This window comes from Albidovulum salinarum, from assembly GCF_025673475.1.
Lineage (GTDB): Bacteria > Pseudomonadota > Alphaproteobacteria > Rhodobacterales > Rhodobacteraceae > Albidovulum > Albidovulum salinarum.
On record NZ_JAOVQO010000005.1, the window covers coordinates 152,422 to 172,893 of the forward strand.

A 20,472-nucleotide genomic window follows, 5' to 3' on the forward strand; every position below is an offset into this window, starting at 1 on the left:
CATTGCCGCCGTTCGCAGTTTCTACGCCGGCAGGCTCCCGTTCGCGGTGCACTTTGTCCTTTCCCGATAGCAAGCAACTCGCTGCCCATCCACCTCAAAGTACCGGAGGTCAAACACTCGCGCCTCGTTCACGACCTGGTGCCAACTTCTGCATCCGTATCTCTTCGGGATTTGTTCGGGCTCCACCTCGGCAATCCACTTGCTGGCTGCCGCAAGAGATGTCCATCCATCTACAGCCAGCCTGCGGGCTGCCCCCCGCAATGCATACACAATGCCTGCACCTGGCCACCACACGGTGCCATCCGGCCGAATGCCATTTACGATGAAGTCGGTGGCCGCATCCGACCCTAAGAATTCCGCGAGAATTCGACGAACTTGCAAGAACTCTTCAGCCCAGTTCTTGAGTTGTTTGAGGTGTTCGTCGATCCGGCTGTTGGCCGCAACCAAGGCATCGCGCCCGCTACGGCATCCGTCCAAGGTTCCGAGGCTGTGTTGATCGATGAAATGGTGGACCAAGTTGTTCCTCAGATCCACCAACTCTTTCATTTCACTTTGTATCCGGGCGAAATCGGCGTCCGAATACTCGGTGTAGATCCACGAGCTGAACGAGTTGGCGATCTCAGAAGAATCAGCCGTCGCCTCGGTGGGAGTGTCGATCTCGTTGGCAACAACACATGATCCAAGGAAGTCGCCGACCAAAGATCCGAGCGTCTTGCGGGCGGTGGCGCCTGCGCGTTCCTCTCGTATCGCCTCTAAGTCATGAACCGACCCTGAGATCTTGTGATCGGCGATGATTGCTTTGATCAGACCTTCATAGTGTTGCAGTTTCAGCAGACATCGACCCAGCAAATGCTCAAGTTCAATCTGGAGCCTCTTAAGTTCGTCGTCAGCGGGTGGTTCCACGGCGCGGCTCAATCTCCAATTCACTCATTCTAACAACACGTTGGGCGAACCCGATATTCAACGTGAAAGTTGCCGACACGCCGTTGAGTGTGAGTTTCAATTGGCGCAAACGGCGAGCTGTCAGTATCCGGAAGCTTGTGTGCTATGCACTGGCATTGCCGCGAACGCGAGCAGGAATTTCGCGCGTGCAGCGAATGTCCTTCCGGTCGGTAAAGCCGCCAGTCCCGGCGCTGTGACCGAACCCTCTGGCTGGTACCGAAGCGGGCCAATACGGTTTGCGGACACGCCCAAACCTTTGCTTCGGCCCAAGTCTTCCGTCGCGGATCCCGCGGGCGGCTGCGCGTCCGTCGTTTCCGGCTTGACCTTCCCACCGCGTCGGCAAGGATGCGAGTGCATACTGTCGTATGCGGAAGCGGAGGGGCGGCAATGGCGCGAGTCGATCGGCAGGGGCTTCGGGTGGCGGAGGAGCTGGCCACCTTCATCGAGGGGCGCGCGCTGCCCGGGACCGGCGTCGAGGCGGATGCGTTCTGGGCGGGCTTCGCGGGAATCGTGGCCGAGCTCGGGCCGAAGAACCGCGCGCTGCTGGCGCAGCGCGACGCGTTGCAGGCCCAGATCGACGCCTGGCATGTCGAGCGGCGCGGGCAACCCCATGACCACGAGGCCTACAAGGCCTTCCTCGCCGAGATCGGCTATCTCCTGCCCGAGGGGCCGGAGTTCGAGATCGACACCGCCAATACCGACCCCGAGATCGCCACCGTGCCGGGGCCGCAGCTCGTGGTGCCGATCACCAATGCGCGCTACGCGCTCAACGCCGCCAATGCGCGCTGGGGCAGCCTTTACGACTGCCTCTACGGCACCGACGCGATGGGGTCGCTGCCGCCGAAGGGCGGTTACGAGCGCGGCCGCGGCGCGCGGGTCGTGGCGCGGGCGCGGGTCTTTCTTGACGAGGCCTTCCCGATCGAAGGCACCAGCCACGCCGATGTGCGGCGCTACCACGTCAAGGAGGGCGTGCTGCTGATCGACGACATGCCGCTGGTGCATCCGGAGAAGTTCGCGGGCTACCGCGGCAACCCGCGCGCGCCGGAGGCGGTGCTCCTGCGCAACAACGGGCTCCATGTGGAGCTCATCTTCGACCGGGCGCATTTCATCGGCGCCCGCGACCAGGCCTGCCTTGCCGATGTCCGGCTCGAGGCGGCGGTCTCGGCGATCATGGATTGCGAGGATTCGGTCGCCTGCGTCGATGCCGAGGACAAGGTTCAGGCCTATTCGAACTGGCTCGGCCTCATGAAGGGCGATCTGGAGGAGACCTTCGAGAAGGGCGGGCGGCGGGTCAGCCGGCGGCTTGAGCCCGACCGGGTCTGGACCGCGCCAGACGGGTCGGAATTCGCGCTGAAGGGGCGGGCGCTGATGCTGGTCCGGAACGTCGGCCACCTGATGACCAATCCGGCGGTGCTCGACGCCGGGGGCGGCGAGGTCTTCGAGGGGCTGATGGACGCGATGGTGACGGTGCTGATCGCGATCCACGACCTGAAGAAGACCGGGGGCATGAGGAATTCGCATCGCGGCTCGGTCTATGTTGTGAAGCCGAAGATGCACGGGCCCGAGGAGGTCGCCTTCGCCGACGAGACCTTCACCCGCGTCGAGGCGGCGCTGGGCCTGCCGCAAAACACCGTGAAGATCGGAATCATGGACGAGGAGCGGCGCACCTCGGTCAATCTCAAGGAATGCATCCGCGCCGCGCGCCACCGGATCTGCTTCATCAACACCGGCTTTCTCGACCGCACGGGGGACGAGATCCACACCTCGATGGAGGCGGGGCCGTTCAGCCGCAAGGACTTCATCAAGCGCAAGGCCTGGATCACCGGCTACGAGGCGCAGAACGTCGATATCGGCCTCGAATGCGGGCTCTCGGGGCGGGCGCAGATCGGCAAGGGCATGTGGGCGATGCCCGACCTGATGGCGGCGATGCTGGAGCAGAAGGTCGACCATCCGAAGGCGGGCGCGAACTGCGCCTGGGTGCCCTCGCCGACGGCGGCGGTGCTGCATGCGCTGCATTACCACAGGATCGATGTCTTCGGCGTCCAGGCGAAGCTGAAGAAGGGCGGTCGGCGGGCCTATGTCGACACGCTTCTCGACATTCCGCTCGCCGCCTATCGGAAATGGACGCCGGGGCAGATCATGCGCGAGGTCGAGAACAATGCCCAGGGCATCCTCGGCTATGTCGTGCGCTGGGTCGATCAGGGCGTGGGCTGTTCCAAGGTGCCGGACCTGGGCGATGTCGGGCTGATGGAGGACCGCGCGACCTGCCGGATATCGGCGCAGCACGTGGCGAACTGGCTGCATCACGGGGTGGTGACGAAGGACCAGGTGATGGAGGCCTTGAAGAAGATGGCCGCGGTCGTGGATCGGCAGAATGCCGGCGATCCGGCCTACCGGCCGATGGCGCCGGATTTCCAGGGGATCGCGTTCCAGGCGGCCTGCGATCTCGTGTTCCTCGGCCGCGAACAGCCCTCGGGCTATACCGAGCCGGTCCTGCACCGGCGGCGGGCCGAGGTGAAGGCGGCGGGGTAGGGGGCGCTGCCCCCGAGGGCCCCGGAGGCCCTCTCCCCCGGGATATTTTGGGCAAGATGAAAGGGCGTTTCGATGCTGGGAATTGATGTGGCGCGGGTGATCATCACCGAGGCGTTTAAGGCGGGGGCGGCGGCGGGGATGAAGCCGCTGTCGGTGGTGGTTTTGGATCAAGGCGGGCATGTGCTTGCCTTCGAGCGGTCGGACGGCGCCTCGCCGGGGCGGTTCGAGATCGCGCGGGCCAAGGCGCATGGCGCGGTGATGCTCGGGATGGGCGGGCGGGCACAGAAGGCGCGGGCCGAGGCGCAGGGCTATTTCATGGCTGCGCTCTCCGGCGTCTTCGAGGGTAGGATCCTGCCGGTGCCGGGCGGCGTCCTCGTGCGCGACGCATCGGGGGCGGTCGTGGGCGCGGTCGGGGTCACCGGCGACACGTCGGACAATGACGCGATCGCGGCCGAGGCCGGGATCCGCGCGGCGGGATTGCAGCCCGAGGCGTGAGGGCTTCCGTGCAGGGGATCTGTGCATCGCGCGGGGCTTTTTTTCCCGCGGGGCGCGGCCTATTCTGATCGCGGGGGGCGGAGGCGGAGAAGGCATGGCACGGCCCATCGTCGGCATCATCGGCAACATGAGCCTGATCAACAACGAGTATCCGGTCCATGCCGGCGGCACGATGAACTCGGCCGCGGTGGCGCAGGTGGCGGGCTGCATGCCGCTCCTGATCCCCTCCGATCCGCGTTTCGTCAGCGTCGAGGAACTGCTCGCCGCCTGTGACGGGTTCCTCCTGACCGGCGGGCGGCCGAACGTCCATCCCGAGGAATACGGCGAGGCGCCTACAGAGGCGCATGGCGATTTCGACCGCTGCCGCGACGCGATCACGCTGCCGCTGGTGCGAGCCTGCGTCGAGCGCGGTCAGCCCTTCCTCGGGGTCTGCCGGGGGTTCCAGGAGGTCAACGTGGCGATGGGCGGCACGCTTTATCCCGAGATCCGCGAGCTGCCGGGGCGGATGAACCACCGGATGCCGCCCGACGGCACGCTTGAGGAGAAGTTCGCCCTGCGCCATGTCGTGCGGTTCACCGAGGGCGGCGTGTTCCACCGGCTCCTCGGCGCGGCGGAGGTCATGACCAACACGCTGCACGGCCAGGGCATCAAGGCGGCGGGGCGACGGATCGTGATAGATGGCCGGGCGCCGGATGGCACGCCGGAGGCGATCTATGTCGAGGGCGCGCCGGGTTTCACGCTGTCGGTGCAGTGGCATCCGGAATGGAATGCCGGCGGCGATCCGGTCTCGCGGCCGATCTTCGAGGCCTTCGGCGCGGCAGTGCGCGCCTGGGCCGGGCGCGCCGGGGCCGGGGAGCGACTAAAGACCGCATGAGCTCCGCGCCGCGGGTCTTGTCGCCGCCTCCGGGGAGGGCGATAAGCGGGCCGGAGGTGCGAAATGCGGAACCTGATCATCCTCGGCGCGGTGGTTGCCGTCGGGCTCGGCTACTGGGTCTTCACCCGGAGCGCGTCCGAAACGGGGGCGACGGCCGGACAAGAGGCGGTCGTGATGCCGGACCTGGCGGGCGAGCTTGTCGCGGGCCAGCGCGGGTTCGCCGCGAAATGCGCCTCCTGCCACGGTGAGGCGCTGACCGGGGTCGAGGCCAAGGGGCCGCCGCTCCTGCATCCCTATTACGAGCCGGGCCATCATGGCGACGAGGCCTTCGTCCGGGCCGTGCGGCAGGGCGCGCGGGCGCATCACTGGAGCTTCGGGGACATGGCGCCGGTCGAGGGGCTGACCGATGCCGACATCGCCGCGATTACCGGCTATGTGCGCGCGGTGCAGAAGGCCAACGGGATCTTCTAGGTCGGTCCCGCGCGGCGGGGACCGGTTTCTCGTACAGGGGAGCGCCGGGGGCGCTGCCCCCGGACCCCCGGGATACTTGGGAAAAGAAGAAGATCAGAAGAGGTCGAGGACGGCTTCCGGCGGGCGGCCGAGAGCGGCGCGGCCGTCGTGGAGGACGAGCGGGCGTTCGATGAGTGCCGGGTGTGCGGCCATCGCGGCGATGAGCTGGGCTTCGCCCGCGTCCTTCGCGAGGCCGAGGTCGCGGAAGAGCGCGTCGCCGCTGCGGACGAGGTCGATCGCCGGGCGGCCGAGTGCTGCGAGGGCGGCGCGGATCTCTGCCTCCGACGGGGCGTCGGCCTGGTAGAGGCGGATCTTCGGGGCGATGCCCCGCGCGTCGAGGAGCGACAGGGTCTGGCGCGACTTCGAGCAGCGCGGATTGTGCCAGATCTCGGTCACAGCCAGTCCCTCCGACCGCTACCGACCGCCTCGGCGAGGGTGGAAAAGCCCTCGGCTGCGAGGCGGGCATCGAGGCCCGTCGCGATCTCCGGGACGAGCGAGAGGCCCTGGTAGACCATCGCCGAATAGATCTGCACCGCCGAGGCGCCGGCGCGGATCTTCTGCCAGGCATCCTCGGCCGAGGCGATGCCGCCGACGCCGATGAGCGGCAGCTTTCCGTCCGTGAGGTCGGACAGGCGGGCGAGGACGCGGGTCGATTTCTCGAAGAGGGGTGCGCCGGAGAGCCCGCCGGCTTCCGCCCGGTGGCGGCTTCTGAGCCCGTCGCGGCCGAGCGTGGTGTTGGTCGCGATCACGCCGTCGATGCCGGAGAGAAGCGCCACCTCGGCGACATCGGCAAGTTCGGCCCCGGCGAGGTCGGGGGCGATCTTGAGGAAGACCGGGATCTTCCGCGCGAGGCCGTCGCGGGTCGTGATGACGCCCGCGAGGAGTGCTGTCAGCGCCGCCTTGCCCTGCAGGTCGCGCAGTTTCTCGGTGTTCGGCGAGGAGACGTTGACGGTGGCGAAGTCGATATGGGCGCCGCAGGTCGCGAGCACGCGGGCGAAATCGGCGGCGCGGTCGGCGGAGGTCTTGTTGGCGCCGAGGTTGAGGCCCACCGGCACCTTGCGGTCGAGCCGGGCGAGCCGCGCCGCGATCGCCGCGGCGCCGTCGTTGTTGAAGCCGAAGCGGTTGATGACGGCGCGGTCCTCGGTCAGGCGGAAGAGCCGCGGCTTGGGGTTGCCGGGCTGCGGCAGCGGGGTGGCGGCGCCAAGCTCGATGAAGCCGAAGCCGGCGCGGGTGAGCGCCGCGGCCGCCTCGGCGTTCTTGTCGTAGCCGGCGGCGAGGCCCACCGGGTTCGGCAGCGCGAGGCCGGCGAGGCGGGTCGCGAGGCGCGGCGAGGTGACCGGGCCGGGGAGCGTCACGAGGCCCGCGGCGAGCGCCTTCAGCGAGAGCCCGTGCGCGGTTTCGGGGTCAAGCCGGTGCAGCGCGCAGAGGCCGGCGCGTTCGATGAGGTTCACAATACCCCCTCGGGGAAGATATGGCCGGTCGCGCCGAGCGGCAGGGACTTGTCCCAGACCACTTCGGCGAGGGTCAGCGGGCGGTAGAGATGGGGAAAGAGCGCGCCGCCGCGCGAGGCTTCCCATTTCAGCGACGGACCGAGGGCCGTGGCCTCGAAGGCCACGAGGACGAGGTCGCTTTCCTCGGCGAAGTGTTTCGCCGCGGTCTCGGCCACCTGCGCGGCGGTCGAGAAATGGATGAAGCCGTCGGCGAGGTCGACCGGCGCGCCGGCGGTCTCGCCGGCGGCGCGGAAGGCATCCCATTCGGGGCGGCGGAAGATCTTGAAGACCAGCATGGCGCTCTCATGCCCATTTGCGTGCGACCGGTCAATCCCGTGCCGTCGTGGTGGTGCGGCGGGTTGCCGTCGGGAAAGGCATCACGGGCTTTGACTTGCGGGGGGCAAACCCGCAGTCTGTCTGGATAAAAACACCAACGGGAGATTTGACCATGACGATCCGCGCAAGCCGTATTGCCGCGCTCCTGTCGACCGCCGGCATCCTCGCCGCCGCTGTCCCGGCCGGGGCGGAGACGGTGAAGCTCACGATCCTCGGCGTCGGCGACGCCTACAACTTCGCCGAGGAGGACGGCCGCGGCGGCTTTGCGCGGCTGAACGCGGTCGCCAAGGCCGAGCGCGCCGCCAATCCGAACACGCTCTATGTCTTCGACGGCGACATGCTCTCGCCCTCGCTGCTCTCGGGCTTCGACAAGGGGCAGAACACGATCGACCTGACCAATCTCGTGCCCTTCGACATCGCCGTGCCGGGCAATCACGAGTTCGATTTCGGGCCGGAGAACTTCATCGAGAAGATGAAGGCGTCGGACTATCCCTGGGCCGCGATCAACATCACCAATGCCGACGGCTCGCCGATCGAGGGTCTGGGCGGGGTGATGGTGAAGGAAGTGGCGGGGCTCAAGGTGGCGCTCATCCCGGTGGCGCAGGACACCTCGCCCGAGGTTTCCTCGACCGGGGATCTGAAGTTCCTGCCCACCGTCGACACCGCCATCGCCGCCGCGAAACAGGCGCGCGAGGACGGGGCCGACATCGTCGTCGGCGTGGTGCAGACCGACATGACCAATGACCGCGCGCTGATTGCGAGCCATGCCTTCGACGTCATCATGTCGGGCGACGACCATTCCTATGCCACCGCCTATGACGGGGTGACGGCCTATGTGGAGACCTCGATCGACGGCCAGTTCCTCTCGCCCATCGACCTCACGGTCGAGATCGGCCAGGATGGCGACGGCAACCGCACGATAGACTGGGTGCCGGCCTTCCGCTTCATCGACACTGCGATGGTCGAGCCCGATCCCGAGAGCCAGGCGATGGTGGACGCCTTCACCGCCAAGCTCGACGAGAGCCTGAACGTCGAGATCGGCGCGACCGAGACCATGCTCGATTCCCGCCGCAACGTGATTCGGGCCGAGGAATCGGCGATGGGCAACGTCATCGCCGACGCGATTCGCGCCGCGACCGGGGCCGACATCGGCTTCACCAACGGCGGCGGCATCCGCGGCGACCGGACCTACGATCCGGGCACCGTGCTGACCCGCCGCGACGTCCTGACCGAGCTGCCATTCGGCAATGTCACCGTGGTGACCGAGCTTCCGGGGTCGCAGATCCTCGCCGCGCTCGAGAACGGGGTGAGCCAGGTCGAGAAGGGGGCGGGGCGGTTCCCGCATGTCTCGGGGATGAGCTTCGCCTTCGACGCCTCGGCCGAGGCGGGGGCGCGGGTGTCGGAGGTGATGGTCGGCGATGCGCCGCTCGATCCCGACAAGGTCTATTCCGTGGCCACCAACGATTACATGCTCGGCGGCGGCGACGGCTATGCGGCGCTTGGCGGCGGCAAGGTGATCGTCAATGCCGGCAATGGCAACCTGATGGCCAATGACGTGATCGACCACATCGTGGCGGCGGGCGGCGTCAAGGTCGGGGTCGAGGGCCGGATCAGGACGCTCGGCGCGAACTGATCGCCACGGGGCTTGCGAAAAAGGGGCGTCGCGTTCATAGTGCCGGCGCGACGTTACCTCTTTCGACCACTGTCTCCGTCTTCGGCCTCAGTACTTCGATTGCGACTGACTGCGCCGGGCCGCTGCATTTCGCGGGCGGCATCATGACAGGAGATATCACGATGGCTACGGGCTCCGTGAAATGGTTCAATGCGACCAAAGGTTTCGGCTTCATCGCGCCGGATGGCGGCAAGAAGGACGTGTTCGTCCACATCTCGGCCGTTGAGCGCGCCGGGATCCGCGAACTGAAGGACGGCCAGAAGGTTACCTTCGACATCGAAGCCGGCCGCGATGGCCGCGAATCGGCGACGAACCTGCAGCTCGCCTGAGCTCAGCGACGTTCGGACGTTCGGGAAGGGCGGGGCGAAAGCTGCGCCCTTTTCGATTCCGGCGCCGCGCCGGGCGGGCGCTTACGCGGCCGCCGGCAGTTTCCGGGCCTCGGCGAAGGACAGGAGCCGCCGGCCGCGCTCGTCCCAGAGATGGAGCCGCGCGCAGGCGAGGCTTTCGCGCAAAGTCAGCCGCCGTGCCGTCGTCGCGAGAACGCTGTGGTCGCGCAGCACTTCCGGCAGCCGGTAGAACGGGATCCGGCTGTACAGGTGATGGACGTGGTGGATGCCGATATTACCGGTCAGCCAGCGCAGCACCGGCGGCAGGTCGTAATGCGAGCTGCCGTGCAGGGCGGCGTCGTGGAGTTGCCAGTCCTCGCCCCGGTCCCAGTGAGTGTCCTCGAACTGGTGCTGGACGAAGAAGAGCCAGACCCCCGCCGAAGCCGCGACCAGGACCGTCGGCAGGAAGATCAGCGCCACCGCTTTCACCCCGCCGAAATAGAGGAAGCCGGCGAGGATCGCTGCGATCGCGGCATTGGTGCCCATCGCGCTGACCCAGTATTTCGCGCCGCTCCGCATCAGCCCGACCGGCAGCCGGTTCTGGAAGATGAAGAGGTAGATCGGCCCGAGGCCGAAGAGGACCAATGGATTGCGGTAGAGTCGGTAGCCGAGCTTCCCCAAGGGCGACAGCGCGCGGTATTCCTCCACCGTCATCGTGTGGATGTCGCCGATGCCGCGGCGGTCTAGATTGCCGTGCGAGGAATGGTGGATCGCATGGGTGCTGCGCCAGACGTCGTAGGGCGTCAGCGTCAGGACCCCGATCGCGCGCCCGGCCCAGTCGGCGAGCGCGCGGCTGCGGAAATAGCCGCCGTGGCCGCAGTCGTGCTGGATCATGAAGAGCCGCACGAGGAATCCGGCGTTGAGCACCGCGATGGCCAGCGCGAGCCAGCCGCTGATCGAGAGCGCCCACCAGGCGACGGCCCAGAGACCGAGAAAGGGGATCACGCTGACGGCAAGCTCGAAGGCGCTGCGGACCGGATCGGGATCGCGATAGGCGGCGAGGATGCGCACCCAGTCCTTCGGGGCAGTGGCGGCGGCGGGCAAGGGAGCAGTGGTCATTCGCGGGGCATCATGTCCATGTTGGGGCGATGCGTCCGGCAGGAGCCCCGCGCCGCAGTCTCGATCGTCGGAAAGACGCGCAACAACCGGCGGGCTGTCGCGTATACAGCAGTCGCAAGCCGTCTATACCGCGCCCTGCGCGCTGTCGAGAGGCTGATGCCGCCGGCGCCGGCTCAGTGCAGCCGGGCATGGGTGAGATAGCCCTCGACCGTCTCCTCGCCGAGGGCCTTCAGCGCCTCGAGCCGGTGGAGCCCCTCGACGAGCACGAAGTTCTCGCCGTCCGCGCGCACCCTGATCGGCGTGAGCTGGCCCTCTTCGAGGATGCTTTCGGCGAGCGCCGCTACCTTCTCCGGGTCGAGCGTCTTGGCACGCTTCACCGGCACGCGGATGCGGTCGATCGGGAAGGTGGTCTTTTCGAGCATTGGCGCGGCCTCCGAGGGGAGGGGATGTGGCAGGGTAGCAGAATGGGAGCGGAGGCGGGAAGGGGGGCGGGTCTGCGGTTGGCGGGTTGCCCCCGCATCATCGGCGATGAACGCTTTGAGCCCAGAGTGACCAAAACACTGCGGGAAGGCGAATGTCGGTTACGATGGGTGGCCTGTTCACTAGGGAAAGCACCGAAGCGTCTCAGCACGGAAATCCCTAATCGGCGCCCTGATCCCGGTCGAGCTGCCGCTGTTCTGGCGTCAACAGTTCCACGGCCAAGCCGTCCTCGAATGTACCGTGCAATTCGCCATCTGGCATCACCACATAGACTGCCGGTGCTTCGGTGTCCCAGTCGACGGTCAGAACCCGGCCCTCCAGAACCCCTATGCCATTATAGACTCCGGAACCGACGATCCATTCGATCGAATAACGGTCTTCGCTGGCGGCAGTAATTGTTGCCGTACCCTCAAAAGCGCGTCCGTCGCCGTGCCGCCCGTAGACGAAGTACGACCCCGAGATATCCGCCCAGGCCGCGACCGCCCCAGCGACCAGAATTAGCAGGGCCAAAAGGCCGCGCGGTCCGAGATTTTTCATCAACCATCGCTCCACTTGTTGCATTGTGTAAAAGAAAACGTGCGGAATGCGCTCGGTAAGTACATTCACACGGAATTCCCGGCAGCGGCAACCGCATGCCCGCTCACGTCTTAGCGAACAGAGTCCGGCGGTGGTGTGGTGGGTAGATGTGCTCTTGCCCTGATCTGCTCGATCACTAGCAACGTGTTCTCGGCCAAACCCGATGTCGGCACAAAGGCGGCCATTGGGGCAAAAGCGGCGAATGACCGTCTGGTCCGCATTTCAGACATTTTGCCCGTCCGGGCCGCATCCGGGCCGGGCAGTGCCCGCACGGCGCCCAAGGGACGGGCGCTCTCGCCCACCCAAGGATTCGGGCGATGCCCTTTGTCGTGAGGGAATTTGTGTGTTCGGGAAATGACTCGGGCGGAAGTCCCGGACCAGGTCCGAGGCGCGGGGTTGCGGCGGGCCGAAGCCCGCCCTAGGCCCTGACGCCGGCGAACCGCTTCTCCCAGTCCTCGCGGTCCTCGTCCGCGATCTTGGCGAAGAGGACCTCGGGGGTCTCGAAGGCGTGGCCGGGTTTGAGCGCGGTCAGCGCCTCGGCGATGGCGCCGGGCCAGGCGCGGTCCGCGACCTTCATCGCGTCGAGCATCGTCGTCGAGGCGTCGGGGATGAAGGGTTCCGACAGGATCGCGTAGAGGCGGACGAGGTTGAGGCCGAGCCGGACCATCGCGGCGGCGCGCTCGGGGTCGGTCTTGTGGACCGTCCAGGGCGCGGCGGATTGCAGGTACTCGTTGCCCGCGACCCAGATCGCGCGGAGTTCGGTCGCCGCCTTGCGGATCTCCATCGCCTCCATATGCGCCTCGTAGGCGCGGGTGCGGCTTTCGAGCTCGTCGATCAGCGCCTGCGCCCGTTCGCCGGTCTCGCCGCCTGCGGGCAGGGCCTCGCCGTATTTCGAGCGGCAGAACTTGGTGATGCGGCTGACGAAGTTGCCGAGCACGTCGGCGAGGTCCTTGTTCACCGAGGTCTGGAAGTTCTCCCAGGTGAACTCGCTGTCGGAGTTCTCCGGCGCGTGGGAGAGGAGCCACCAGCGCCAGTAGTCGGCGGGGAGAAGCGAGAGCGCGTCGTCCATGAAGACGCCCCTCCCTTGCGAGGTCGAGAACTGGCCGCCGTCATAGTTGAGGTAGTTGAAGGACTTGATGTAGTCGACAAGCTTCCAGGGCTCGCGCGACCCCATGATCGTCGCGGGGAAGGAGAGCGTGTGGAAGGGCACGTTGTCCTTGCCCATGAACTGGACGTAGCGGACATCGTCGGCGCCCTTGTCGGTGCGCCACCAGCGTTCCCAGTCCGCCTCGGCGAGGCCCTTCGCGTCGGCCCATTCGGCGGTGGCGGCGATGTATTCGATCGGCGCGTCGAACCAGACGTAGAACACCTTGCCCTCCATGCCGGGCCAGTCCTGATCGCCCTTCCTGACCGGCACGCCCCAGAAGAGGTCGCGGGTGATGCCGCGGTCCTGCAGCCCGTCGCCGTCATGGAGCCATTTCTTGGCTATCGAGGTGGTCAGCACCGGCCAGTCGGTCTGGCTGTCGATCCAGACGTCGATCTCGTCCTTGAGCGCGGACTGGCGGAGATAGAGGTGCTTGGTCTCGCGCACCTCGAGATCGGTCGAGCCGGAGATCGCCGAGCGGGGGTTGATGAGGTCGGTCGGGTCGAGCTGCTTGGTGCAGTTCTCGCACTGGTCGCCGCGGGCGCGCTCATAGCCGCAATTGGGGCAGGTGCCCTCGATGTAGCGGTCGGGCAGGAAGCGGTTGTCGGCGTGGGAGAAGACCTGCTTTTCCGTCACCTCCTCGATGAAGCCGTTCTCGGCGAGCTTGCCGGCGAAATGCTGGGTGAGGCGGCGGTTGCGCTCCGACGACGAGCGGCCGTAATGGTCGAAGGACAGGCGGAAGCCCTTCGCCAGCTCGGCCTGCACCTCGTGCATGCGGGCGCAGTAGTCGGCGACCGGCTCGCCGGTCTTGGCGGCGGCAAGCTCGGCCGGGGTGCCGTGCTCGTCGGTGGCGCAGATGAACATCACCTCGTGGCCCCGGTTGCGGCAGTAGCGGGCATAGAGGTCGGCCGGAAGCTGCGAGCCGACGAGGTTGCCGAGATGCTTGATGCCGTTGATGTAGGGCAGGGCGGAGGTGATCAGGATCCGGGTCATGCGCGCGCCTTTGCTGTCGTTGGGGCGGTGATTTAGCGGCTTCGGGGGGCGAGGACCAGAGGGTTCCGTCGCGGATCAGCCCTCGTCGCGGTTGCGGCCGAAGAGCCGACCGACAAGGAACGAGGTGCGCGGGGTGTTGACATAGGCCGTGCGCGCCTCGGGCGCCGGGCGGGCGCGCATCCTCAGGAGGCTGAAGGCGAGGAGCGCCAGATGGGTCAGCGCGATGAAGATGAACATCGCCGGCGCGCCATAGGCCTCGATCAGGGCCGAGGTGACGACCGGCGAGGCGATCGCGCCGACAGCATAGAGGAACATCAGCGCGGCCGAGAGCTCGACCCGTTCGGAGGTGTTGGCGAAGTCGTGGGCATGGGCGGCCGAGACCGAATAGATCGGGATCGTCGCCATGCCGAAGAACGCGGCGCCGAGATAGACGCTGGCCACGCCCATACCCGAGAGCCCCACCGTCACGGCGCAAGAGGCGGTGGCGGCGACCGAGAGCCCGATCAGGACGTGGCGGCGGTCGTACTTGTCGGCGAGCCAGCCGAGCGGGAACTGCACCACCGCGCCGCCGACGACATAGGCGGCGAGGAAGAGCGCGATCTTGTCGGCCGAGAGCCCGACCTCGATCCCGTAGATCGGGCCGACCATGCGGAAGGCCGCGCCGGTGACGCCGGAGACGACGACGCCCATCGCGGCGAGCGGCGAGCGGCGCCAGGCCATCGCGGGCCGGAGCCGCGGCGCCTCGGGCATCTCGGGCTGCTCGACCCGGCTCACGGTGATCGGCAGGAGCGCCGCGCAGCAAAGAAGCGCGAGGAGGTTGTAGGAGAAATAGACCGCCGGGCTGAGAATGCCGATGACGAGCTGGGCGCCCAGGGAGCCGGTGATGTCGACGACCCGGTAGATGCTCATCGCGCGGCCGCGCGTCTCGTTCGTGACCTTGGCGTTCAGCCAGGCCTCGATGATCGTGTAGCAGCCCGCGACGCAGGCGCCCGAGAGCATCCTGAGGAGCGCCCAGGCCACGGCATCGACGATCATCATATGGGCGATGAGGCCGATCGTGCCGGCGGCGGTGAAGGCCGCGAAGGCGCGCGAATGGCCGACCGCGCCCATCAGGCGGGGCGCCCACCAGCAGCCGATGAAGAAGCCGAAGAAATGCGCCGAGCCGAGGGTTCCGATCTCGGACTTGGTGAAGCCGAGTTCGACGCCCGAAAGCGCGTCGAGCGGCGCCACGCCGCCGGTGCCGAGCTGCAGCAGGATGACCGAGAGGAAGAGGGCGGCGAAGGAGATCAGCAGGCGCATCGGAGGTCATCTTTCGGGATGGCGCCACCATGTCGTGACTGGCCGGCAATGCCCAGCCCCAAAAGCTACCCCTTCGCCACTTACTTCACGGCGCGGCGTTGATCTCGACGATATGCAGGTCCGGATCGAGGAGATAGAGCTGCGCGAACCCCGCTGGCCCGTCGCGCAGCACCAGAAGGCGCCTCGGATCTCCCTCGGGCGCGGTCGCGCTGAAGCCTCTCGCGGTGAGGGATGCGAGCGCCCCGTCGAAATCGTCGGTTCTGAAGGCGAAATGTGTGTCGGCGATGCTGATGTCGGGAGTGTCGCGGAACGAGCCCTGCGCATTGTCGATGAGATGGATCTGTTGGGTGCCGCAGCCCAGCCAGACCCCGGCGATGTGGAACGACGGCCGTTCGAGACGGTCGAAACCGAAGACCTCCTCGTAAAAGGCGGCGGAGCGCGCAAGGTCGCGACACGGGATCGAAACATGGTGCAGGGCGAGGGTCGGCATGAGGTGTCCTCCTTCCGCCGCCGATTCCGGATCGGCGGCGCGCGAAACGGCGGTCTCCGGAATGCTGCCGTGCGGCCGGCGACGTGGGATCATCCATCATAGCACGATCGGAGAGGCCGTGCGTGAAAACGCCGCCATGCCACAGGCTCGGTACCCAAATTCCGGTCATCCAGACCGCGATCGGCGGCATTTCATGCCCCGAGCTTGCGGCGGCCGGGTCAAATGCGGGAGGCCTTGGCAGCATTGCCATGACCGGCTGGGGCTACGACGGCACGCGGGACCAGCCGAACCGGGCGGCGGAGCTGACCTCGGCCGGGATCGTGGCAAATGTGATACTGTCCCACGACGTCCGGTACGAGATGCGCGCGATCCTCGACGCTCCGCCGAAGGTGGTGTCGTTCTTCTGGGGCGATGTCGCGCCCTATACGACGCAGGTGCGCGAGGCCGGGGCTCTGAGCATGGCCTCGGTCGGAAGTGTCGAGGAGCCGCTGAGGGCGACGGAGGCCGGCGGCCCTGTGCGCGGTGAGGTCGCGACCATGGCGCTTGTCCCCGCCGTCGTCGATGCGGTGGAGCCGCTGCCGGTCGTGGCGGCGGGCAGCAATTCGGATGGCAGGGGATTCGCCGGGGCGCTGTGCCGCGGGGCGGAGGCGGCGTGGACCGGGACGCGGTTCCTCGCGGCCCGAGCGGCGGACATCCATCCCGTCTACCGCGACCGCGTGCCGGCCGCTGTGGCATCGGACACGTCCCATTCGCGGTTGTTCGATGGCGGCTGGCCCGGCGCGACGGGCCGCGTGCTCCGCAACAGCACGGTGGAGGACCGGGGGGCGGCGGGTCCCCCGGCGCATGGCGAACGGCCCGGCGAGGGTCAAGTGATCGCGCGTGATGCGGATGGTGGCGCGGTCCTGCGCTACGACGCGGTCGCGACGCGCTCGAAGATGCAGGGCGAGACCGAGGCGGCGCGCTCTGGGCGGGGCAGGGCGTCGGTCTCGTGACGCGTGCCGAAAGCGCAGCGGAGATCGTGGCCGATCTCGTGGCGGGGGCGAGCCGGGCGATGAAGGGGAGGGTCTGACGGATCATCGCGGCCTCAGCCGTTGCGGCGGATCCGGGCAAGGATCCTCAGCCGCACCTCGTCGCCCACGAGGTTGGAGAAGCCGGCGGCGCCGAAGGCCGCCCGGCTCAGCCGGCCGGTCAGCAGGACCGCGAGGGTGTCGCGTTCGCCCGGCCGGCTCCCCTTCGGGCGGTAGAGCTGTGCGGCGAGCGTCACTTCGCGGGTGACGCCGCGAATGGTGATGAGCCCGGTGACGTTGGCCCCGGTGGCCGTCGGGCGCACGGCGGTGCTGGCGAAGCTGATCTCGGGATGGCTGCGGGTGGCCAGGACTGCATCGCTCTTCAGGGCCTCGGTGGCAAAGGGGAGGTTGGAGCGGGCCCTGTCCGGGGCAAGCGTCACGCGGACCCGGCTTGCGGCGGCATCGTCGAAGTCGAGAAGCAGGTCCGCGGCGGCGACGGGCATCTGGCCGCGGATCAGGTTGGCGCCAAAATCGGCCTCGAAGCCGACCCGGGAATTGGCGCCATCGAGCCGGTAGCGCAGGGGTTCGGCCGCTGCGGGGGCGGCGAGGCCGAGAGCGAGGATGAGGGCAATGCGGCGCATCGGGAGCCCTTCGCGGGACCCGCCGGGCGCGGGCCGCGGCCAGTCTAGCCGGTGCGGCGCGGATCTTCCGTCATTTCCCCGTGATCGGGGGTGGATTTCACCCGCGCTAGCGTGAAGCCCGCGCGCTCGGCCGGCGCGGCGATGATCCAGGCGGCCGGCGGCTCGGCCCGGGCGCGGAGGAGATCGAGCCGCCAGCGGGTCTCGCCGGGGGCGTGGCAGGGCGCGATATGCCAGCGGCTCTCGACGCCGGGTGCGCCGCCCGCGCCGGGGGTCAGCATCAGCCCGGTCGGCGTCACCCGGCCCTCCTCGGCGCCGGTCTCGGCGGCGAGATGGAGCCGGCGGACGGGCGTGAGCCGCGGCGGCTCGGGCAGTTCGGCGACGACGAGCGCCACCGCGCCGCCGCGCAAGGCCTCCTCGAAGCACCACATGAGATCCTCGGGCCGGCGCGGGGTGACGAAGATGAGCCGGCCCGGCTCGATAAAGGACAGGACACCCTCGGGAAACAGCCGCTCGGGCAGCCAGCCGGGGCGGAGCCAGACGACCGGCCCCTCGGTCCCGCGCGCCGCCATCAGCGCCAGCGTGCGCCGCGCCGGCCCGCAGAACTCGTGCGCCCGCGCCCGCGCCAGCGTGAGCGCGCCGAGGAAGGGCAGCGCGGCGCGCGGCCGGCGGTTCTGGCGCGAGACGAGCTGGGCGAGGGCGTGAGTCGGCATGGGAAAAGAGTATATTGTTCTTTATTTGTTCTCAACGCCCCGCACCCCGCTTCTGCCCTTCTTCATTGCCCAAATACCCCCGGGGGTCCGGGGGCGGCGCCCCCGGCCGCGCTTGACGCCGGGCGCGGTGGCGGGCCAAGCTCGACCCCGCGCAATCGAGGAGGGACCATGCGGCGTATCACGCTCGCGACGAGCGACCTTGAGGTCTCGATCCTCTGCCTCGGCACCATGACCTGGGGCAGCCAGACGCCCGAGGCCGAGGCCCATGCCCAGATCGACCGTGCCGCCGAGCGCGGCGTCAATTTCCTCGACACCGCCGAGATGTACCCGGTCAATCCGGTGCGCAAGGAAACCCTCGGCCGCACCGAGGAGATCATCGGCAGCTGGATCGCGAGGAGCGGGCGGCGCGAGGACTGGGTGATCGCCACCAAGATCGCGGGCGAAGGCAGCATCGCGCGCGACAAGGGCGAGGTGATCGACGCCGGCTCGATCCGCCGTGCACTCGACGCCTCGCTCAGGCGGCTCCGGACCGACCATGTCGACCTCTATCAGTTCCACTGGCCCAATCGCGGCAGCTACATGTTCCGCCAGAACTGGAGCTACGACCCCTCGAAGCAGGACCGCGCGGCGGTGCTCGCCAACATGGCCGAATGCCTCGAGACACTGGCGGCCCTTCAGGCCGAGGGCAAGATCCGCCACTGGGGGCTCTCGAACGAGAGCGCCTGGGGCATGGCGCAGTGGCTCCGGCTGTCGGACGAGGGGCGGGGGCCGCGGCCGCTGTCGCTGCAGAACGAGTATTCGCTGCTCTGCAGGCTCTACGACACCGACCTCGCCGAGCTCGGCCATAACGAGAAGGTCACGCTCCTCGCGTTCTCGCCCGTCGCCGCGGGGCTCCTGACCGGCAAGTACGCGGGCGACGTGATCCCGGAAGGGTCGCGCCGCGCGGTCAATCCCGGCCTCGGCGGGCGGGTATCGCCCCGGGTCTGGGAGGCAGTCTCGGCCTATCTCGGCATCGCGAACCGGGCCGGGCTCGATCCCGCGCAGATGGCGCTGGCCTGGACGCTGACGCGGCCCTTCCCGGTGGTGCCGATCTTCGGCGCCACGACGCTTGGCCAGCTCGACCATGCGCTCGACGCGGCGGACCTCAGGCTCGGCGAGGATGTGCTGGCCGAGATCGCGGCGGCGCACCGCGCCCATCCGATGCCCTACTGACGCCGCCGCGCGGGGGCGCGGAGCGAGGAGGCGGCCGCGCCGAAGCGGGCGCGGAAGGCGCGGGCGAAAGCGACCTGGCTCGAAAAGCCGGTTCGGAGCGCCACCTCCTGCAGGGGAAGCCGGGTGTCGGTGACCATGCGTCGCGCCTCGTCAAGGCGCAGGTCGAGGAAGAACCGGCCCGGGCTGATGCCGAGCCGCTCGGCGAAGAGCATCTCCAGCCGGCGCTGCGACAGGCCGATGCGGCGGGCGATCGCCGCGACCGGCAGCGGCTCCTCGATTGCGCCCTCCATCAGCGCGATGGCGCGGCCGAGCGCGGGGTCGCCCCGGGCGAGGCGGGCGGCAGACACCGCCTGTTGCGGCACGGTGGCGGCATGCAGCGGTTCGTACAGGAAGGCGCCAGCGACCCGAAGCATCAGTTCCGCCCCGTGCCGGGCACGGATCAGCTCCAGCATCATGTCGAGCGCGGGCGCGGCACCGCCCGCCGTCACCATCGGGCCCGAGATCACATAGCGGTCGCGGCGCACGTCGATCGCGGGAAAGCGGTCGGCGAAGCTCTCCAGATCTTCCCAGTGCACGGTCGCGGCGCGGCCGTCGAGAAGCCCCGCGAGGGCGAGAAACCAGGGGCCGCCGTCGATGCCGACCATCGCCCGAAGCCGCGGCGCGAGCCGGCGCAGCCGGGCGAGGAGCGGCGGCGTCGCCTGCTCGGCGAGGCGGAAGCCCGCGACGACCATCAGGAGATCGGCCTCGAGCCGGTCGGGCAGCGGCTCGGTGCCGATCTCGAACCCTGCGGTGAGCGGCACCGGGCCGCCGGCGGCGGAATAGTAGCGCCAGCTGAAGACGCCTCGCCCGGCGCGCCGGTTCGCCGCGCGCATCGGATCGACGGAGGCCGCCAGCGACAGCGCGTTGGTATCGGCCATCACCAGCACCGCCACCGTGAGCGGCGCGGGGTCGGAGGCGAAGATCGAGTTTTCGGTTTTCATCAAGCGGTTTCGTATTTCGTGCAGCGATCGCGCGCAACCCGGCTTGTGCCGGCGCCGCGGCTCGCGGAGTGTGTCGGCCTGACTCGGTAGGAGACCGCCATGCCCCGTCGCGCCCTCGCGCTTTGCCTCGCCCTCGCCGCCTGCGCGGCGCCGCCGCCTCCGGCGATCGGCTACCGCTACGGTGCGGCGCTGATCTCCTCGTCGGCGGCCTTCGATCCGGCGCGGTTCGTCGATGGCTGGCACGTTGCCGCCGCTTACGGCGACGAGGCGCGCTGCGGCCCGCTGGCCGAGACCTGGGCGCCGACCGGGCCGGGGCGCTACCGCGTCACCGGCACGGCCTGCGGCCCGAGCGGCGCGCGCGCCTTGGCGACGGACGCCGTGGTGACCGGGCCGGGGCGGATCACGCGGGACGAGGCCGGCGGCCCGGCCGAGCTCTGGGTGCTCTGGGTCGATGCCGACTACCGGGTGGCGGTGATCGGAACGCCCTCGGGCCGCTTCGGCCGCGTCCTGTCGCGCACGCCCGAGGTGCGGCCGGACCTGATGCAGGCGGCGAGGGACGTGCTGAAGTTCAACGGTTACGATCCGGCGGGGCTCCAGCCGATCTGACCGGCTCGGAAGCGTCTCCCGCTCCGCTGTGGGGGCTC

General features: G+C 68.6%; 22 protein-coding genes. 9 read left to right on the forward strand and 13 right to left on the reverse strand.

The window, feature by feature from the left end:
- Positions 1-21 precede the first annotated feature (21 nt).
- Complete coding sequence (locus tag OEZ60_RS06940; RefSeq protein WP_263334510.1) at positions 22-915, reverse strand: hypothetical protein; 894 nt, start codon at positions 913-915, stop codon at positions 22-24.
- Between the two features lie 414 nt (positions 916-1,329).
- Here OEZ60_RS06940 and OEZ60_RS06945 point away from each other — a divergent pair, with 414 nt between their 5' ends.
- The 4 genes from OEZ60_RS06945 to OEZ60_RS06960 all read left to right on the forward strand — a co-directional run bounded on the left by OEZ60_RS06945 (position 1,330) and on the right by OEZ60_RS06960 (position 5,314).
- Positions 1,330-3,474 carry a malate synthase G gene (locus OEZ60_RS06945; protein ID WP_263334512.1) on the forward strand — a complete coding sequence of 715 codons (2,145 nt, stop codon included), beginning with the start codon at positions 1,330-1,332 and terminating at the stop codon, positions 3,472-3,474.
- A gap of 72 nt (positions 3,475-3,546) precedes the next feature.
- Complete coding sequence (locus tag OEZ60_RS06950) at positions 3,547-3,969, forward strand: GlcG/HbpS family heme-binding protein (RefSeq protein WP_263334513.1); 423 nt, start codon at positions 3,547-3,549, stop codon at positions 3,967-3,969.
- Between the two features lie 94 nt (positions 3,970-4,063).
- A complete protein-coding gene (locus tag OEZ60_RS06955) occupies positions 4,064-4,843 on the forward strand; it encodes a gamma-glutamyl-gamma-aminobutyrate hydrolase family protein (RefSeq protein ID WP_263334515.1) in 780 nt (259 codons plus the stop codon).
- Positions 4,844-4,906: 63 nt separating this feature from the next.
- Positions 4,907-5,314, forward strand: a complete 408-nt coding sequence (locus OEZ60_RS06960) for a c-type cytochrome (protein ID WP_263334517.1) — start codon at positions 4,907-4,909, stop codon at positions 5,312-5,314.
- A gap of 93 nt (positions 5,315-5,407) precedes the next feature.
- On the opposite strand, the gene arsC is transcribed toward OEZ60_RS06960, so the two are convergent.
- From arsC to OEZ60_RS06975, 3 genes are read right to left on the reverse strand one after another with little or no spacing between them, the layout of a single operon-like run.
- On the reverse strand, positions 5,408-5,749 hold the full coding sequence (arsC, locus tag OEZ60_RS06965) for an arsenate reductase (glutaredoxin) (protein WP_317852824.1): 342 nt from the start codon (positions 5,747-5,749) through the stop codon (positions 5,408-5,410).
- Positions 5,746-6,804 (reverse strand): quinone-dependent dihydroorotate dehydrogenase, encoded by a 1,059-nt coding sequence (locus OEZ60_RS06970; protein ID WP_263334519.1) that lies wholly within the window; start codon positions 6,802-6,804, stop codon positions 5,746-5,748. Before OEZ60_RS06970 ends, arsC begins: the two co-directional genes overlap by 4 nt.
- Positions 6,801-7,139 carry a DUF952 domain-containing protein gene (locus OEZ60_RS06975; RefSeq protein WP_263334520.1) on the reverse strand — a complete coding sequence of 113 codons (339 nt, stop codon included), beginning with the start codon at positions 7,137-7,139 and terminating at the stop codon, positions 6,801-6,803. Before OEZ60_RS06975 ends, OEZ60_RS06970 begins: the two co-directional genes overlap by 4 nt.
- A 152-nt stretch (positions 7,140-7,291) precedes the next feature.
- Here OEZ60_RS06975 and OEZ60_RS06980 point away from each other — a divergent pair, with 152 nt between their 5' ends.
- Both OEZ60_RS06980 and OEZ60_RS06985 read left to right on the forward strand, forming a co-directional pair.
- Positions 7,292-8,812, forward strand: coding sequence for a bifunctional metallophosphatase/5'-nucleotidase (locus tag OEZ60_RS06980; RefSeq protein ID WP_263334522.1), 1,521 nt, complete (start codon positions 7,292-7,294; stop codon positions 8,810-8,812).
- A 161-nt stretch (positions 8,813-8,973) separates the two neighbouring features.
- A complete protein-coding gene (locus tag OEZ60_RS06985; RefSeq protein ID WP_263334524.1) occupies positions 8,974-9,180 on the forward strand; it encodes a cold-shock protein in 207 nt (68 codons plus the stop codon).
- An 81-nt stretch (positions 9,181-9,261) separates the two neighbouring features.
- Here OEZ60_RS06985 and OEZ60_RS06990 read toward each other — a convergent pair whose 3' ends face one another.
- The 6 genes from OEZ60_RS06990 to OEZ60_RS07015 all read right to left on the reverse strand — a co-directional run bounded on the left by OEZ60_RS06990 (position 9,262) and on the right by OEZ60_RS07015 (position 15,278).
- A complete protein-coding gene (locus tag OEZ60_RS06990) occupies positions 9,262-10,296 on the reverse strand; it encodes a fatty acid desaturase (protein ID WP_263334525.1) in 1,035 nt (344 codons plus the stop codon).
- Positions 10,297-10,469: 173 nt separating this feature from the next.
- On the reverse strand, positions 10,470-10,718 hold the full coding sequence (locus OEZ60_RS06995; protein WP_263334527.1) for a ParB N-terminal domain-containing protein: 249 nt from the start codon (positions 10,716-10,718) through the stop codon (positions 10,470-10,472).
- Between the two features lie 217 nt (positions 10,719-10,935).
- Positions 10,936-11,382, reverse strand: a complete 447-nt coding sequence (locus OEZ60_RS07000; RefSeq protein WP_263334529.1) for a hypothetical protein — start codon at positions 11,380-11,382, stop codon at positions 10,936-10,938.
- A gap of 388 nt (positions 11,383-11,770) precedes the next feature.
- Entirely contained in the window at positions 11,771-13,489 is a 1,719-nt protein-coding gene (gene metG / locus OEZ60_RS07005; RefSeq protein WP_263334530.1) for a methionine--tRNA ligase, read from the reverse strand.
- A gap of 75 nt (positions 13,490-13,564) precedes the next feature.
- On the reverse strand, positions 13,565-14,788 hold the full coding sequence (locus tag OEZ60_RS07010; RefSeq protein ID WP_263334532.1) for an MFS transporter: 1,224 nt from the start codon (positions 14,786-14,788) through the stop codon (positions 13,565-13,567).
- Between the two features lie 85 nt (positions 14,789-14,873).
- The gene (locus OEZ60_RS07015; protein WP_263334534.1) at positions 14,874-15,278 is read right to left on the reverse strand and encodes a VOC family protein; all 405 of its coding nucleotides are present in this window, start codon (positions 15,276-15,278) and stop codon (positions 14,874-14,876) included.
- A gap of 122 nt (positions 15,279-15,400) precedes the next feature.
- Here OEZ60_RS07015 and OEZ60_RS07020 point away from each other — a divergent pair, with 122 nt between their 5' ends.
- Positions 15,401-16,270 carry an NAD(P)H-dependent flavin oxidoreductase gene (locus OEZ60_RS07020; protein WP_263334536.1) on the forward strand — a complete coding sequence of 290 codons (870 nt, stop codon included), beginning with the start codon at positions 15,401-15,403 and terminating at the stop codon, positions 16,268-16,270.
- A 92-nt stretch (positions 16,271-16,362) separates the two neighbouring features.
- On the opposite strand, the gene OEZ60_RS07025 is transcribed toward OEZ60_RS07020, so the two are convergent.
- Both OEZ60_RS07025 and OEZ60_RS07030 read right to left on the reverse strand, forming a co-directional pair.
- A complete protein-coding gene (locus OEZ60_RS07025) occupies positions 16,363-16,926 on the reverse strand; it encodes a YceI family protein (RefSeq protein WP_263334538.1) in 564 nt (187 codons plus the stop codon).
- A gap of 44 nt (positions 16,927-16,970) precedes the next feature.
- Complete coding sequence (locus OEZ60_RS07030) at positions 16,971-17,636, reverse strand: ImuA family protein (RefSeq protein WP_263334539.1); 666 nt, start codon at positions 17,634-17,636, stop codon at positions 16,971-16,973.
- A 168-nt stretch (positions 17,637-17,804) separates the two neighbouring features.
- On the opposite strand from OEZ60_RS07030, the gene OEZ60_RS07035 reads away from it, so the two are divergent.
- Positions 17,805-18,848: an aldo/keto reductase gene (locus OEZ60_RS07035; protein WP_263334541.1), complete on the forward strand. Its 1,044-nt coding sequence runs from the start codon at positions 17,805-17,807 to the stop codon at positions 18,846-18,848.
- On the opposite strand, the gene OEZ60_RS07040 is transcribed toward OEZ60_RS07035, so the two are convergent.
- Complete coding sequence (locus tag OEZ60_RS07040; protein WP_263334542.1) at positions 18,842-19,828, reverse strand: GlxA family transcriptional regulator; 987 nt, start codon at positions 19,826-19,828, stop codon at positions 18,842-18,844. The genes OEZ60_RS07035 and OEZ60_RS07040 overlap by 7 nt on opposite strands.
- A gap of 99 nt (positions 19,829-19,927) precedes the next feature.
- Between OEZ60_RS07040 and OEZ60_RS07045 the strand changes: the two genes are divergently transcribed.
- Positions 19,928-20,434, forward strand: a complete 507-nt coding sequence (locus OEZ60_RS07045) for a lipocalin family protein (protein WP_263334544.1) — start codon at positions 19,928-19,930, stop codon at positions 20,432-20,434.
- The last annotated feature ends 38 nt before the right edge of the window (positions 20,435-20,472 follow it).